A 14893-nucleotide genomic window follows, 5' to 3' on the forward strand; every position below is an offset into this window, starting at 1 on the left:
TAATAACTTATGAAGCTTTGTATTTTTTACTCTATTAAAATTACCTTTTATCTATTGAAACAAACTTTCTTTCAGTCTCTCCAATATAAATTTGTCTTGGTCTTCCAATTGGTTCTTTACGTAATCGCATTTCTCTCCATTGTGCTATCCAACCTGGTAAACGACCAAGTGCAAACATAACTGTAAACATATCAGTTGGTATCCCCATACCTCTGTAAATGATTCCTGAGTAGAAGTCTACATTAGGATATAACTTTCTATCCACAAAATATGAATCTTCTAATGCTTCTTTTTCAAGTCCTTTAGCTATATCTAAAATAGGATCAACAATCCCTAAATTACCTAACACTTCATCAGCAGCTTTTTTGATAATTTTAGCTCTAGGATCAAAATTTTTGTAAACACGATGTCCAAAACCCATTAAACGGAAAGGATCATTTTTATCTTTAGCTTTAGCCATGTATTTTTTTGTATCTCCTCCATCTTCTTTGATAGCTTCCAACATTTCTAAAACTGCTTGATTTGCACCACCATGAAGTGGACCCCAAAGTGCTGAAATACCAGCAGAAATAGATGCAAAAAGACCAGCATGAGATGAACCTACAATCCTTACTGTAGATGTAGAACAGTTTTGCTCATGGTCTGCATGAAGAATTAAAAGTTTATCTAAAGCATCAACTAAAATTTTACTTTGTACATAACAAGCATTAGGTTGTCGAAACATCATTTTCAAAATGTTTTCAACATATCCTAACTCATTATCACCATAATCAAGTGGTAACCCTTGTTTTTTGCGTAATGTCCAAGCTACTAAAACAGGAAACTTTCCTAAGATTCTAACTACAGATTTGTACATATCCTCTTCTGAATTCACATTTACAGAAGAAGGATTAAATGCCGTTAACGCACTAGTTAAAGACGATATTACACCCATTGGATGTGCGGATTTTGGAAAAGCATCTAAAATCTTTTTTATATCTTCATCCACAATAGATTGTGCTTTAATATCTGCATGAAATTTTTCACTTTGTTCTTTTGTAGGTAGCTCACCAAAAATTAATAAAAATGCTACTTCTAAAAAATCGGCTTTTTCAGCTAGCTCTTCAATTGAATATCCACGATATCTCAAAATACCTTTTTCACCATCTAAAAAAGTAATAGCACTTTCACATGACCCTGTATTTTTATACCCAGGATCTATTGTTATTACACCTCCCGAATCACTTCTAAGAGTTGTAATGTCAATTGCAAGCTCATTTTCGGTTCCCTTTATTAAAGGAAATTCATTTTTTTTACCGTTAATTTCTATCGTAGCAGTATTTGCCATTTTTTTAGTAATTTAAAGTTATCATGTGGTTTGCTAAATTACGAAATATACCTTTATTTTTAAAGACAATTCGAAATGATTTAATCGATTAAGCAATTATTAAAATTGATACTAAATAAAAAAGCGATTATTAGAAAATAATCGCTTTTAATATAATTTATAAATTGTTTTCTTATTTTATTTTGAATGCTTTTTCTTGTGGAAAATAAGCAACTTCTCCTAATTGTTCTTCAATACGAAGTAATTGATTGTATTTCGCCATACGATCACTTCTAGAGGCAGAACCGGTTTTAATTTGCCCACAATTTAAAGCTACCGCTAAATCAGCAATCGTATTATCTTCTGTTTCACCAGAACGATGAGACATTACTGAAGTATATCCTGCATTTTTAGCCATATTAACTGCTGCAATAGTTTCAGTTAAAGATCCAATTTGATTTACTTTTATTAAAATTGAATTAGCAATACCATTTTCAATACCACGAGATAATCTCTCTACATTAGTAACAAATAAATCATCACCAACTAATTGAACTTTATCGCCAATTTTTTCTGTTAATAATTTCCATCCATCCCAATCGTTTTCATCCATACCATCTTCAATAGAAATAATTGGATATTTTGCAGCTAATTCAGCTAAATACTCAGCTTGTTCAGCAGAAGTTCTCACTTTACCTGTTTCACCTTCAAATTTTGTGTAGTCGTATTTTCCATTTACATAAAATTCGGCAGCTGCACAATCTAAAGCTACCATCACATCACCTCCAAAAGTATATCCTGCTTTTTCAACGGCTACTTTAATAGAATCCAAAGCATCCTCTGTACCTCCTGCTAAATTTGGCGCAAAACCTCCTTCATCACCTACAGCTGTGCTTAAACCTCTATCGTGTAAAACTTTTTTAAGGTTATGGAAGATTTCAGTGCCCATTTGCATAGCCTGTGTAAAGTTTTTAGCTTTAACTGGCATAATCATAAATTCTTGGAATGCAATTGGCGCATCACTATGAGAACCACCGTTAATGATATTCATCATTGGTACTGGCAATGTATTAGCAGAAACTCCACCAACATAACGATATAATGGCATATTTAACTCTGCTGCTGCTGCTTTAGCTACTGCTAAAGAAACACCTAAAATAGCATTAGCTCCTAACTTTGATTTATTTTTTGTTCCATCTAAATCAATCATTATTTGATCGATAAGATTTTGTTCAAATACTGATACTCCTAATAATTCTTGAGCAATAATAGAATTTACATTATCTACGGCTTTTAAAACGCCTTTACCCATATATGCTTTTCCACCGTCACGTAATTCTACTGCTTCATGTTCTCCAGTTGATGCACCTGATGGTACAGCGGCTCTTCCTAAAACGTCATTTTCTGTAACTACATCTACTTCTACTGTAGGATTTCCTCTTGAATCTAGAATTTGTCTTGCGTGGATATTAATTATAATACTCATAATTGGTTTGTTTTAAACTTTTAATAATCAAATTTACGGTTAAATCTTGTTTTTAATTTAATGTTTGTAGAGAATTTAACAAAAACGGTTCTATAACGTTTTAGTTAAGAAACCCTCAATATTAATAATTTAATATTGAGGGTTTTATGGGGTTAATTATTTTTTTAAATTTTCAATAAATTGATCAAATAAATATGAAGAATCATGCGGACCAGGACTAGCTTCAGGATGGTATTGAACTGAAAAACAGTTTTTACTTTTCATCGCTAAACCAGCTACTGTATGGTCATTTAAATGAATATGAGTTACTTCCAAATCAGCATGAGACTCAGCTTCTTCCTTATTAACTGCAAAACCATGATTTTGAGACGTAATTTCACCTTTACCCGTTATTAAATTTTTAACAGGATGGTTAATACCTCTGTGTCCATTATGCATTTTATAAGTAGAGACTCCATTCGCTAATGCTATTACTTGATGACCTAAACAAATACCAAATAAAGGTAAATCTCTTTTAATAATTTCTTTGGCTAATTCTTGAGCTTCAATTAAAGGTTCAGGATCACCTGGTCCATTTGATAAAAAGTACCCATCAGGCTTAAATGATTCTAAATCTTCAAATTTTGAATTATATGGAAACACTTTAATATAAGCATCTCTTTTAGCTATGTTACGAAGTATATTCTTTTTTATACCAATATCTAATGCTGCTACTTTATAAGCCGCATTTTCATCACCAAAATAATAAGGCTCTTTAGTTGATACTTTTGAAGCTAATTCTAAACCTTCCATATTTGGAACTTTAGCTAACTGCTTTTTTAAACCTTCTATATTATCTACATCTGTTGAAATAACAGCATTCATAGCACCATGATCTCTGATATAACTAACCAGAGCTCTAGTATCTACATCAGAAATTGCTAGAAGATTATTTTTATTTAAAAAATTTTCTAACGAATCATCGGCCGCAGTTCTAGAGTATTCATAACTAAAGTTTTTTACAATGAGTCCTGCTATCTTAATAGAATCTGATTCAACTTCATCTTCGTTTGTTCCGTAATTACCAATATGAGCATTCGTAGCTACCATTAATTGACCATAATATGAAGGATCTGTAAAAATCTCTTGGTAACCAGTCATTCCTGTATTAAAACACACTTCGCCAAAAGCAGTACCTTGTTTATCACCTACAGCTTTACCATAAAAAATGGTACCATCTGCTAAAAGGATGATGGCTTTTTGTCTTTTTTGATATTTCATGTTTTTAAAAAAGTTTTACAAAATTGCATAAAAAAAAGGATAAACTAAAATAGTTTATCCTTTATATATTAAATGCTTATTAACATTTATTCTTCTTCTTCGTTAGATGCTTTAGTTTCTACAACTGGAGCCGCAGCAGGTTTAGAACCACCTCTCCTACTTCTTCTTGTTGTTTTCTTACTAGATTTTTCAGCGTTATAAATTTCATTATAATCTACTAATTCAATCATAGCCATATCAGCATTATCACCTAACCGATTTCCAAGTTTAATAATTCTTGTATAACCACCTGGTCTATCAGCTATTTTAGCAGCAACATCTCTAAATAATTCAGTTACTGCCTCTTTTTGTCTAAGACGAGCCATAACAATACGTCTGTTATGTGTAGTATCTTCTTTAGATTTAGTAATAATTGGCTCAACAAATTGCTTTAAAGCTTTAGCTTTAGCTAATGTTGTGTTAATACGTTTATGCTCAATTAATGAACATGCCATATTAGCTAACATAGATTTTCTATGAGCAGTTTTTCTACCTAAGTGGTTAATTTTTTTTCCGTGTCTCATGACGTCTATTTTATCATCTTGCTACCAAACTCGACAAGCGAGGAGCAAAATATGATTAATTAATCTTTATCTAATTTATATTTACTTAAATCCATTCCGAAATTTAAACCTTTAACATTTACGAGCTCCTCAAGCTCAGTTAATGATTTTTTACCAAAATTTCTGAATTTCATCAAATCGTTTTTATTGAATGATACTAAATCTCCTAAAGTATCTACTTCTGCAGCTTTTAAACAATTAAGAGCACGAACTGATAAGTCCATATCAATTAATTTAGTTTTAAGCAACTGTCTCATGTGAAGTGATTCTTCATCATAAGTTTCAGTTTGTGCAATTTCATCAGCTTCTAAAGTGATACGCTCATCCGAGAATAACATGAAGTGATGAATTAACGTTTTAGCAGCTTCAGTTAATGCATCTTGTGGCGTAATTGATCCATCTGTAATGATTTCAAAAACTAATTTTTCATAATCAGTTTTTTGCTCAACACGATAGTTTTCAATACTATATTTGACATTTTTTATAGGAGTATAAATTGAATCTGTAAAAATCGTACCTATTGGAGCAGTTGGTTTTTTATTTTCTTCTGCAGGAACATAACCTCTCCCTTTTTCAATTGTGATTTCCATATTTATATTGACTTTAGGATCTAAATTACATATTACTAATTCTGTATTTAATACTTGAAATCCTGAAATAAATTTTTGAAAATCACCAGCTGTAATGCGGTCTTGTCCTGAAATTGAAATTGAAATTGATTCATTATCAATATCTTCAATTTGTCTTTTAAAACGTACTTGTTTTAAATTTAAGATAATTTCTGTTACGTCTTCTACAACTCCAGAGATTGCTGAAAACTCATGATCTACACCTTCTATTCTAACTGATGTGATTGCAAAACCTTCTAAAGAAGATAATAAGACTCTTCTTAGAGCATTACCTACTGTTAATCCGTAACCTGGTTCTAAGGGTCTGAATTCGAATTTACCTTCGAAATCAGTAGAATCAATCATGATTACTTTATCAGGTTTTTGAAAATTAAATACTGCCATTTTTTTCTTCGTTTTAATTGTTATTTAGTTGCGCGGTTTAAAAGTTTGAAGAAGACTAATAAACCCTTTGGCTAAATACCAATATGATTAAATTATTATTTTGAATATAATTCGACTATGAATTGTTCATTAATGTTTTCTGGAATTTGAATCCTAGCAGGAACAGAAACATAAGTCCCTTGCTTAGTATCATTATTCCAAGTGATCCATTCGTATACGTGACTTGAATTATTAAGAGATTTATCAATAGCCTCAAGAGACTTTGATTTTTCTCTTACCGCCACAATATCTCCAGCTTTTAATGAATAAGATGGAATGTTCACCAGCTCTCCATTTACGGTAATATGTCTGTGAGATACTAATTGTCTAGCACCACTTCTACTTGGAGCGATACCCATTCTGAATACTACATTATCTAATCTAGACTCACAAAGTTGTAATAAAACTTCTCCTGTAATACCTTGAGCAGCTCTTGCGCTTTTAAATAAGTTTCTGAATTGACGTTCTAATATACCGTATGTATATTTTGCTTTTTGCTTTTCTTGTAATTGAATTGCATATTCAGATTTTTTTCCACGACGTCTTGCATTTCCGTGTTGACCTGGAGGATAATTTCTTTTTTCAAAAGATTTATCTTCTCCAAAAATAGCTTCACCGAATTTTCGGGCTATTTTAGTTTTAGGACCAGTATATCTTGCCATTTTTAAATTTGTTTTTAAGAGTGATTATGAATTAAGGTCTTAATCTTATCCTTCGATAATCGTTGATCTCTTGTTGATACTTGTTTTGATTTTTAAGTTTGCAAATGTACAAACAAAATTAATATCAATAACATTTAGCTATTGATATTAATTAAATAATTTTCTTAGCAAAAGAACTAAACTCTTCTACGTTTAGGGGGACGACATCCATTGTGAGGCAATGGAGTAACATCAATGATTTCCGTTACTTCGATTCCAGCGTTATGAATAGAACGAATAGCAGATTCTCTACCATTTCCTGGACCTTTAACATATACCTTTACTTTTTTCAAACCAGCTTCTTGTGCAACAGCTGCAGCATCTTCAGCAGCTAATTGAGCAGCATAAGGTGTGTTTTTTTTAGAACCTCTAAATCCCATTTTTCCAGCTGAAGACCATGATATTACGTCTCCTTTTTTATTGGTAAGTGAGATGATAATGTTATTAAAAGAAGCATTTACGTGAGCTTCTCCAACAGAGTCTACAATAACTTTACGTTTTTTTGTACTCTTTGTATTTGTTTTTGCCATATGATTATATAGTTTTCAGTTGTTAGTTGATAGTCGCTAGAATCCTAAACCTTTTATAATTTCAAACAGATTCCTTCCAACGTCTAATTACTAAAGACTAATTAATTATTTAGTTGCTTTTTTCTTGTTAGCAACAGTTTTTCTTCTACCTTTTCTAGTTCTAGAGTTGTTTTTTGTACGCTGTCCTCTTAAAGGAAGTCCAGATCTATGACGGATACCCCTATAACATCCAATATCCATTAATCGCTTAATGTTTAATTGTGTTTCAGAACGTAATTCGCCTTCAATGGTAAATGACCCAACAGCTTCACGAATGTTGCTTATTTCGTCATCAGTCCAATCTTGAACTTTTGTACTTTCATCTACTTTAGCTTCTGCTAAAATTTCTTTTGCTCTACTTTTACCTATACCATAGATATAAGTTAAAGAGATGACTCCTCTTTTGTTTTTTGGTATGTCTACACCTGCAATTCTTGCCATAATTTACCCTTGTCTTTGTTTAAATCTAGGATTCTTTTTGTTTATCACGTAAAGTCTACCTTTTCTACGTACGATTTTACAATCTGCACTTCTTTTTTTAACTGATGCTCTTACTTTCATCTTGTTAGTATCTATAAGTTATTCGAGCCTTACTTAAATCATAAGGACTCATTTCTAATTTCACTTTGTCTCCTGTCAACAACTTAATATAATGCATGCGCATTTTACCAGAAATATGCGCAGTCACAATGTGTCCATTTTCTAATTCTACTCGAAACATAGCATTTGATAATGCTTCAATAATTGTCCCGTCTTGTTCTATTGCTGCTTGTTTTGCCATAGTATAAAAGTTAAGCTACCGCTTTTCTATTTTTACCTGTCTTCATCAAACCGTCATAGTGTCTATTCAACAAATAAGAATTTATTTGCTGCATAGTGTCAATTGCAACTCCAACCATAATTAATAGTGATGTACCACCGAAAAATAAAGCCCAACCTTGTTGCACTCCCATAAGTTTGACAATAAACGCTGGGAACACAGCAATAAGTGCTAAAAATATAGAACCTGGTAAAGTAATTTGAGACATTATTTTATCTAAATATTCTGATGTTTCAGATCCAGGACGAATACCAGGAATAAAACCACCACTACGTTTTAAATCATCAGCCATTTTATTTGTTGGTACTGTAATTGCTGTATAAAAGTACGTAAATACGATAATCAATAAAGCAAAAGTTAAATTATACCAAAAACCAAACATATCTGAATAGTTAGTTTGCATCCAAGCCCCAGCCGAAGTCTCCTTCAAAAATGAAGAGCCTCCAATAAAACTAGGAACAAACATAATAGCTTGAGCAAATATAATTGGCATAACTCCGGATGCATTAAGCTTTAATGGGATATATTGTCTTGACCCAGCCATAGCACTCTTTTCATAACCGCCAGATGCTGTCCTTCTAGCATATTGTACTGCTATTTTTCTAACACCCATTACAAGCATAATAGAACCAAGAATAATAACAAACCATAATACCAATTCAAAAAGAATTAACATAACATTATTCCCTTCTAACCTTGTTGCTGCATTCTGTAAAAAAGCCTGTGGTAAAGTTGCAATAATACCAACCATAATTAGTAATGAAATACCATTACCTATACCTTTGTCAGTAATTTTTTCTCCTAACCACATTGCAAAAATACAACCAGTAACTAGAATAGTAACAGAGGAAAAATAAAATAAAGGACCTGTACCTAACAAAAATGCACTTTGAGGAATACCTAAACTTGGTAAAGCAGCTAGGTAACCTGGAGCTTGTAATAAACAAATTGCGATTGTTAACCAACGTGTAATTTGATTAATTTTTTTTTGCCCGCTAGCGCCTTCTTTTTGCAGTTTTTGCAAATAAGGAATAGCTATACCCATTAACTGAACAACAATAGAAGCTGAAATGTATGGCATGATTCCTAAAGCAAATACCGAAGCATTAGCAAAAGCACCACCAGTAAAAGCATTGAGTAAACCTAGAATGCCTCCGTCTGTTTTATCTGCTAAACCTCCTAACTGGGAAGCATCAATACCTGGTAAAACTACTTGTGCACCAAATCGATAAACTAATAACAGACTCAAAGTGACTATGATTCTGTTTCTTAGTTCTTCTATTTTCCAAACATTCTTTATTGATTCTATAAATTTCATACTTAAAATAAAGTCTTATAAAGTTACAGCTTCTCCTCCAGCAGCTTCTATTGCAGCTTTTGCTGAAGCAGTAAACTTATGAGCAGACACTTTTAATTTTGCTTTTAACTCGCCACGACCTAAAATTTTAACTAGGTCATTTTTACCAGCCAAACGGTGAACAAATAATGTTTCAAAATCTACTGTATCTTTTATTTTCTTATCATCAACTAGTTGTTGTAAAGTATCTAAATTGATACCTTGATAATCAACACGGTTAACATTTGTAAAACCAAATTTAGGAACACGTCTTTGAAGTGGCATTTGCCCACCTTCAAATCCTACTTTTTTAGAATATCCAGAACGAGATTTTGCTCCTTTGTGACCGCGTGTAGCAGTACCACCCTTACCAGAACCTTGTCCTCTACCTATTCTTTTCCCTTGGTTTTTTACTGAACCCTCTGCAGGTTTTAAATTACTTAAATCCATTATCAGTTATATTATTTTGTTTCCTCAACAGAAACTAAATGTGAAACTTTAGCAACCATACCAAGAATGTTTGGTGTAGCCTCGTGCTCTATTACTTGACCAATCTTTTTAAGACCAAGAGCTTCTAAAGTTCTTTTTTGTCTTAGCGTGCGATTGATTGCGCTTTTAACTTTTGTTACTTTAATCTTTGCCATCTCTGTCCTTTATTAAGCGTTAAAAACTTGTTCAAGTGAAATACCTCTATCTCTAGCTATAGTATTAGCATCTCTTAATTGCAATAAGGCATCAAATGTTGCTTTAACTACGTTGTGTGGATTTGATGATCCTTGAGATTTAGATAATACATCGTGAACACCAACTGCTTCTAAAACAGTTCTTACTGCACCACCAGCAATAACACCTGTACCAGGAGCCGCAGGAATAATATTTACTCTAGCGCCACCGTATTTACCTTTTTGCTCATGTGGTAAGGTTCCTTTAAGAATAGGAATTCTAACTAGATTTTTCTTAGCATCTTCAACTGCTTTGGCAATTGCACTAGCTACATCTTTAGATTTTCCTAAACCTTGACCTACGACGCCAGCTTCATCACCAACTACAACAATTGCTGAAAAGCCAAATGCTCTACCACCTTTAGTTACTTTTGTAACTCTTTGTACACCAACTAAACGATCTTTAAGATCTAATCCAACTGGTTTTACTAACTCTGCACTTTTATATTTTTGAAACATAATTTCTTAGAATTTAAGTCCTGCCTCTCTAGCTCCTTCAGCTAGTGATTTTACTCTACCATGATATAAATAACCACCTCTATCAAAAGCGATAGTTTCTATACCAGCTTTTAAAGCTTTTTCAGCAAGCGTCTTACCTACTAGCTTAGCAGTTTCAACTTTAGTTGCTTTAGCAGCATTAATAACTTTATCTCTTGAAGATGCCGAACTGATTGTTACACCAGTTACATCATCAACTATTTGAGCATAGATTTCTTTGTTACTTCTGTAAACAGCTAATCTAGGTCTAGCCTCTGTACCAGAGACTACCTTACGGATTCTGTTTTTAATCCTTAGTCTTCTTTCGTTCTTTGTCAATGCCATAACTTAATTATTAAGCTGATTTACCTGCTTTTCTTCTTAATACTTCACCAACAAACTTAATACCTTTACCTTTGTAAGGTTCTGGTGGTCTAAAGCCACGAATTTTTGCTGCTACTTGACCAACAAGTTGTTTATCGAATGATGTTAATTTAACAATTGGATTTTTACCTTTTTCTGATATAGTTTCAACTACTACCTCTGGAGCAACTTCTAAAACTATGTTGTGCGAAAACCCTAGAGCTAAATCCAATTTTTGTCCTTGATTCGATGCTCTATAACCTACACCTACCAATTCTAATTGCTTAGTCCATCCTTGAGAAACACCTGCAATCATATTATTCATTAAAGATCTATATAAGCCATGTTTAGCTTTTTGATCTTTAGTATCTGAAGAACGAGTAACCCAAACGCTACTATCTTCAACTTTTATTTCAATAGAATCGTAATATTGTTTTAACTCTCCTAATTTTCCTTTTACTGTTACAACGTTATCTTTAACGTCAACTGTTACACCTTCTGGAATGGCTACTGGATTATTTCCTATTCTTGACATTTCTTTCTGGTTTTAAAATTAGTAAACATAACATAAAACTTCACCACCTACATTATCCCTTTTTGCTTGTTTACCTGTCATAACTCCGTGAGAAGTTGAAACAATAGCAATACCAAGACCATTAAGAATTCTAGGTAATTCATCAGCACCTGCATACTTACGAAGTCCTGGTTTACTGATTCTTTGAAGTTTTTTAATTACTGGTTCTTTTGTCTCTTTATTGTACTTAAGAGCAATTTTTATTGTTCCTTGTACAGATGAGTCATCAAATTTATAACTTAAAATATATCCTTGTTCGAATAATATTTTAGTAATGTCTTTTTTCAAATTAGAAGCTGGTATATCAACCACTCTGTGGTTAGCACGCACTGCATTTCTAATTCTTGTCAAATAATCCGCAATTGGATCTGAATACATAATGAATTGATTTTGTGATTTTGGTTTTCGAACTATTTCGAACCTAAAATCTGATTATTTAAATAATATTACCAACTAGCTTTTCTAACCCCGGGTATAAGGCCTTGATTAGCCATTTCTCTAAACGTTACACGAGAAATACCAAAAGTTCTCATGTATCCCCTCGGTCTTCCAGTTAATTTACATCTATTGTGCACACGAATTGGAGAAGCATTTTTTGGTAACTTTTGTAATGCTTCGTAATCTCCAGCTTCTTTTAAAGCTTTACGTTTCTCAGCATATTTTGCTACTGTTTTAGCTCTTTTTACCTCACGGGCTTTCATTGATTCTTTAGCCATATCTTAGTTCTTTTGAAAAGGTAATCCTAATTCGGTTAATAATGATTTTGCTTCTTTATCAGTCTCGGCAGATGTTACAAATGAAATATCCATACCTGAAATCTTATTAACTTTATCAATATTAATTTCTGGAAATATAATTTGCTCAGTGATACCTAAGTTATAGTTACCACGACCATCAAAACCTGAAGCTTTAATTCCGTTAAAATCTCTTACACGTGGAAGTGCTGAAGTTACTAAACGATCTAAAAACTCATACATTCTTTCTCCACGAAGGGTAACTTTTGCCCCGATTGGCATTCCTTTACGTAATTTGAAAGATGCAACATCTTTTTTAGATATTGTTGCTATAGCTTTTTGTCCAGATATAGTAGATAATTCTTCTACAGCGTAGTCGATTAACTTTTTGTCTGCAACAGCTGCTCCAACTCCTTTAGATATAACTATCTTTTGTAATTTTGGAACTTGCATTACATTCTTATATCCAAATTCGTCTGTAAGAGCTGCAATTACTCTGCTTTTATACTCTTCTTTGAGTCTAGGTGAATATGCCATAACTATATTACTTCATTAGATTTTTTAGAAAATCTTACTTTATTATCGCCTTCCATTCTGTATCCAATCCTTGTTGTTTCCCCTTTTGAAGTTAACAATGATAAATTAGAAATATGAATAGCAGCTTCTTTTTCTACGATACCGCCTTGAGGATTTTGTGCACTTGGCTTAGTATGCTTTTTTACTAAATTCACACCCTCAACAATGGCTTTGTTCTTGTCTATTAATACTTTCTGCACTTTACCTTCAGATCCTTTATGATCTCCAGCTATTACTTTAACAGTATCTCCAGTTTTTATTTTAAGCTTTGTCATCTTAAATAATGTATTAAAGCACTTCTGGTGCTAATGATACAATCTTCATGAATTGTTTATCACGAAGTTCTCTAGCAACAGGACCAAATACACGAGTACCTCTCATTTCCCCTTGAGGATTTAAAAGTACACAAGCATTATCATCAAATCTTATATAAGATCCGTCTGGTCTTCTTACTTCTTTTGTTGTACGTACAACAACTGCAGTTGAAACTGCACCCTTTTTAATGTTACCATTTGGGGTTGCATCCTTAACTGAAACAACAATTTTGTCTCCTACAGAAGCGTATCTTCTTTTAGTACCACCTAGAACACGGATAGTTAAAACTTCCTTTGCTCCAGTGTTATCTGCTACTTTTAATCTTGATTCTTGCTGTAACATAATTATTTAGCTCTTTCAATTATTTCAACTAATCTCCAACATTTAGATTTGCTTAAAGGTCTTGTTTCCATGATCTTTACAGTATCTCCAATGTTACAATCGTTTGTTTCGTCGTGTGCAACATATTTTTTTGTTTTTAACACGAATTTACCATACATAGGGTGTTTTACCTTTTTAACTTCAGAAACCACAATCGATTTCTGCATTTTGTTACTAGTAACAACTCCTATACGTTCTTTTCTTAAATTTCTTGTTTCCATCTTTCAGCAGAATTATTGTAATTCTCTTTTAGTTAATTCAGTCGCAATTCTAGCTACAGCTCTTCTCATAGAACGTAATTGAATTGGATTTTCTAAAGGAGATATTGCATGAGCCAATTTTAGGTCTGAATAACTCTTTTTTGTCTCACCAAGTTTCTCTTGTAACTCAGCTACAGATAATTCTTTAATTTCTGATTGTTTCATAATATCAAATAAATTATGCTTCGTAATCTCTAGCGATTAAAAACTTAGTTTTTACAGGTAATTTTTGAGCTGCTAAGCGTAATGCTTCTTTCGCTATATCTAGAGAAACTCCCCCGATTTCAAAAATCACTCTACCTGGTTTACATACTGCAACCCAGTATTCAACGGCACCTTTACCTTTACCCATACGCACTTCAAGAGGTTTTTTAGTAATAGGCTTATCTGGAAATACTTTAATCCAAAGTTGTCCTTCTCTTTTCATGTAACGTGTTGCGGCAATACGTGCTGCTTCAATTTGACGAGATGTCAAAAAGGTTGAATCTAACACTTTTATTCCAAAAGTACCGTTTGAAAGTTGATGACCTCTTTGAGAGATCCCTTTCATACGACCTTTTTGTTGTTTACGAAATTTTGTTCTTTTAGGCTGTAACATTTTTCTTTACTTTATAAAAAATTACTTTCTACGACGAGGATTTGATTTGTTTCCCCCTCTTGCTCCTGCTCCTGTTCCACCTTTTCCTTGCTTCTTAGATAAACCAACAAGTGGAGAAAGTTCTCTTTTACCATATACTTCACCTTTCATAATCCATACTTTAACACCCAATCTACCATAAGTAGTGTGTGCCTCAACTAAAGCATAATCAATATCGGCTCTAAAGGTTGATAAAGGAATACGTCCTTCTTTGTAGTGTTCAGAACGAGCCATTTCAGCACCATTTAAACGTCCACTAATTTGAACTTTAATTCCTTCAGCATTCATACGCATTGTAGCAGCGATCGCCATTTTAATAGCACGTCTGTATGAAATTCTATTTTCAATTTGACGAGCGATACTAGATCCTACTAAAAATGCATCCAGTTCAGGTCTCTTAATTTCAAAGATGTTAATCTGAACTTCTTTTCCAGTAATTTTCTTAAGCTCTTCTTTTAACTTGTCTACCTCTTGACCAGCTTTTCCAATAATGATGCCTGGACGAGCTGTAGTGATAGTAACGGTTACAAGTTTAAGAGTTCTTTCTATAATTACTCTACTTACACTAGCTTTAGCTAAACGTACATGTACGTATTTTCTAATCTTATCGTCTTCAGCAAGTTTATCTCCATAATCATTACCTCCATACCAGTTAGATTCCCATCCTCTGATAATACCTAAGCGATTTCCGATTGGATTTGTTTTTTGTCCCATACTTCTAT

The 14893-nt window shown here is 32.9% G+C and carries 25 protein-coding genes; all 25 read right to left on the minus strand.

The features are described from left to right. Nucleotides 1–40 precede the first annotated feature (40 nt). Nucleotides 41–1327: a citrate synthase gene (locus AC1XJX_RS07445; protein ID WP_482003345.1), complete on the minus strand. Its 1287-nt coding sequence runs from the start codon at nt 1325–1327 to the stop codon at nt 41–43. A 172-nt stretch (nt 1328–1499) separates the two neighbouring features. Beyond that, a complete protein-coding gene (gene eno / locus AC1XJX_RS07450; RefSeq protein WP_482003346.1) occupies nt 1500–2792 on the minus strand; it encodes a phosphopyruvate hydratase in 1293 nt (430 codons plus the stop codon). Between the two features lie 156 nt (nt 2793–2948). Beyond that, on the minus strand, nt 2949–4052 hold the full coding sequence (carA, locus tag AC1XJX_RS07455) for a glutamine-hydrolyzing carbamoyl-phosphate synthase small subunit (RefSeq protein WP_482003347.1): 1104 nt from the start codon (nt 4050–4052) through the stop codon (nt 2949–2951). 86 nt (nt 4053–4138) lie between these two features. After that, a complete protein-coding gene (rplQ, locus tag AC1XJX_RS07460; protein WP_482003348.1) occupies nt 4139–4615 on the minus strand; it encodes a 50S ribosomal protein L17 in 477 nt (158 codons plus the stop codon). 59 nt (nt 4616–4674) lie between these two features. Then, entirely contained in the window at nt 4675–5667 is a 993-nt protein-coding gene (locus AC1XJX_RS07465) for a DNA-directed RNA polymerase subunit alpha (RefSeq protein ID WP_482003349.1), read from the minus strand. A 95-nt stretch (nt 5668–5762) separates the two neighbouring features. Beyond that, on the minus strand, nt 5763–6368 hold the full coding sequence (rpsD, locus tag AC1XJX_RS07470) for a 30S ribosomal protein S4 (protein WP_482003350.1): 606 nt from the start codon (nt 6366–6368) through the stop codon (nt 5763–5765). Between the two features lie 176 nt (nt 6369–6544). Continuing rightward, nucleotides 6545–6937, minus strand: coding sequence for a 30S ribosomal protein S11 (gene rpsK / locus AC1XJX_RS07475; RefSeq protein WP_482003351.1), 393 nt, complete (start codon nt 6935–6937; stop codon nt 6545–6547). Nucleotides 6938–7042: 105 nt separating this feature from the next. Then, entirely contained in the window at nt 7043–7417 is a 375-nt protein-coding gene (rpsM, locus tag AC1XJX_RS07480) for a 30S ribosomal protein S13 (RefSeq protein WP_482003352.1), read from the minus strand. 3 nt (nt 7418–7420) lie between these two features. Beyond that, nucleotides 7421–7537: a type B 50S ribosomal protein L36 gene (gene ykgO / locus AC1XJX_RS07485; protein ID WP_013305171.1), complete on the minus strand. Its 117-nt coding sequence runs from the start codon at nt 7535–7537 to the stop codon at nt 7421–7423. 4 nt (nt 7538–7541) lie between these two features. Then, nucleotides 7542–7757, minus strand: coding sequence for a translation initiation factor IF-1 (gene infA / locus AC1XJX_RS07490; protein ID WP_482003353.1), 216 nt, complete (start codon nt 7755–7757; stop codon nt 7542–7544). A 10-nt stretch (nt 7758–7767) separates the two neighbouring features. Then, nucleotides 7768–9114, minus strand: a complete 1347-nt coding sequence (secY, locus tag AC1XJX_RS07495; RefSeq protein WP_482003354.1) for a preprotein translocase subunit SecY — start codon at nt 9112–9114, stop codon at nt 7768–7770. 15 nt (nt 9115–9129) lie between these two features. Beyond that, the gene (gene rplO / locus AC1XJX_RS07500) at nt 9130–9582 is read right to left on the minus strand and encodes a 50S ribosomal protein L15 (protein ID WP_482003355.1); all 453 of its coding nucleotides are present in this window, start codon (nt 9580–9582) and stop codon (nt 9130–9132) included. A gap of 11 nt (nt 9583–9593) precedes the next feature. Next, nucleotides 9594–9776: a 50S ribosomal protein L30 gene (gene rpmD, locus AC1XJX_RS07505; protein WP_482003356.1), complete on the minus strand. Its 183-nt coding sequence runs from the start codon at nt 9774–9776 to the stop codon at nt 9594–9596. Between the two features lie 12 nt (nt 9777–9788). Then, a complete protein-coding gene (rpsE, locus tag AC1XJX_RS07510; protein ID WP_482003357.1) occupies nt 9789–10313 on the minus strand; it encodes a 30S ribosomal protein S5 in 525 nt (174 codons plus the stop codon). A 6-nt stretch (nt 10314–10319) separates the two neighbouring features. Next, complete coding sequence (gene rplR / locus AC1XJX_RS07515) at nt 10320–10676, minus strand: 50S ribosomal protein L18 (protein ID WP_482003358.1); 357 nt, start codon at nt 10674–10676, stop codon at nt 10320–10322. A gap of 10 nt (nt 10677–10686) precedes the next feature. Next, on the minus strand, nt 10687–11229 hold the full coding sequence (gene rplF, locus AC1XJX_RS07520) for a 50S ribosomal protein L6 (RefSeq protein ID WP_482003359.1): 543 nt from the start codon (nt 11227–11229) through the stop codon (nt 10687–10689). An 18-nt stretch (nt 11230–11247) separates the two neighbouring features. Then, nucleotides 11248–11646: a 30S ribosomal protein S8 gene (gene rpsH, locus AC1XJX_RS07525; protein WP_482003360.1), complete on the minus strand. Its 399-nt coding sequence runs from the start codon at nt 11644–11646 to the stop codon at nt 11248–11250. Between the two features lie 68 nt (nt 11647–11714). Continuing rightward, nucleotides 11715–11984 carry a 30S ribosomal protein S14 gene (gene rpsN / locus AC1XJX_RS07530; protein ID WP_345275907.1) on the minus strand — a complete coding sequence of 90 codons (270 nt, stop codon included), beginning with the start codon at nt 11982–11984 and terminating at the stop codon, nt 11715–11717. Between the two features lie 3 nt (nt 11985–11987). Next, on the minus strand, nt 11988–12539 hold the full coding sequence (rplE, locus tag AC1XJX_RS07535) for a 50S ribosomal protein L5 (RefSeq protein ID WP_482003361.1): 552 nt from the start codon (nt 12537–12539) through the stop codon (nt 11988–11990). Nucleotides 12540–12541: 2 nt separating this feature from the next. Further along, nucleotides 12542–12853, minus strand: a complete 312-nt coding sequence (gene rplX / locus AC1XJX_RS07540; RefSeq protein WP_482003362.1) for a 50S ribosomal protein L24 — start codon at nt 12851–12853, stop codon at nt 12542–12544. 13 nt (nt 12854–12866) lie between these two features. Next, on the minus strand, nt 12867–13235 hold the full coding sequence (gene rplN, locus AC1XJX_RS07545) for a 50S ribosomal protein L14 (protein ID WP_237231812.1): 369 nt from the start codon (nt 13233–13235) through the stop codon (nt 12867–12869). 2 nt (nt 13236–13237) lie between these two features. Beyond that, nucleotides 13238–13495, minus strand: coding sequence for a 30S ribosomal protein S17 (gene rpsQ / locus AC1XJX_RS07550; protein ID WP_054729566.1), 258 nt, complete (start codon nt 13493–13495; stop codon nt 13238–13240). A gap of 12 nt (nt 13496–13507) precedes the next feature. Further along, on the minus strand, nt 13508–13699 hold the full coding sequence (rpmC, locus tag AC1XJX_RS07555; RefSeq protein ID WP_482003363.1) for a 50S ribosomal protein L29: 192 nt from the start codon (nt 13697–13699) through the stop codon (nt 13508–13510). A 13-nt stretch (nt 13700–13712) separates the two neighbouring features. After that, nucleotides 13713–14132 carry a 50S ribosomal protein L16 gene (gene rplP / locus AC1XJX_RS07560; protein WP_482003364.1) on the minus strand — a complete coding sequence of 140 codons (420 nt, stop codon included), beginning with the start codon at nt 14130–14132 and terminating at the stop codon, nt 13713–13715. Between the two features lie 21 nt (nt 14133–14153). Further along, nucleotides 14154–14885, minus strand: coding sequence for a 30S ribosomal protein S3 (gene rpsC / locus AC1XJX_RS07565; RefSeq protein WP_482003365.1), 732 nt, complete (start codon nt 14883–14885; stop codon nt 14154–14156). Between the last annotated feature and the right edge of the window lie 8 nt (nt 14886–14893).

Source organism: Flaviramulus sp. (assembly GCF_982512915.1).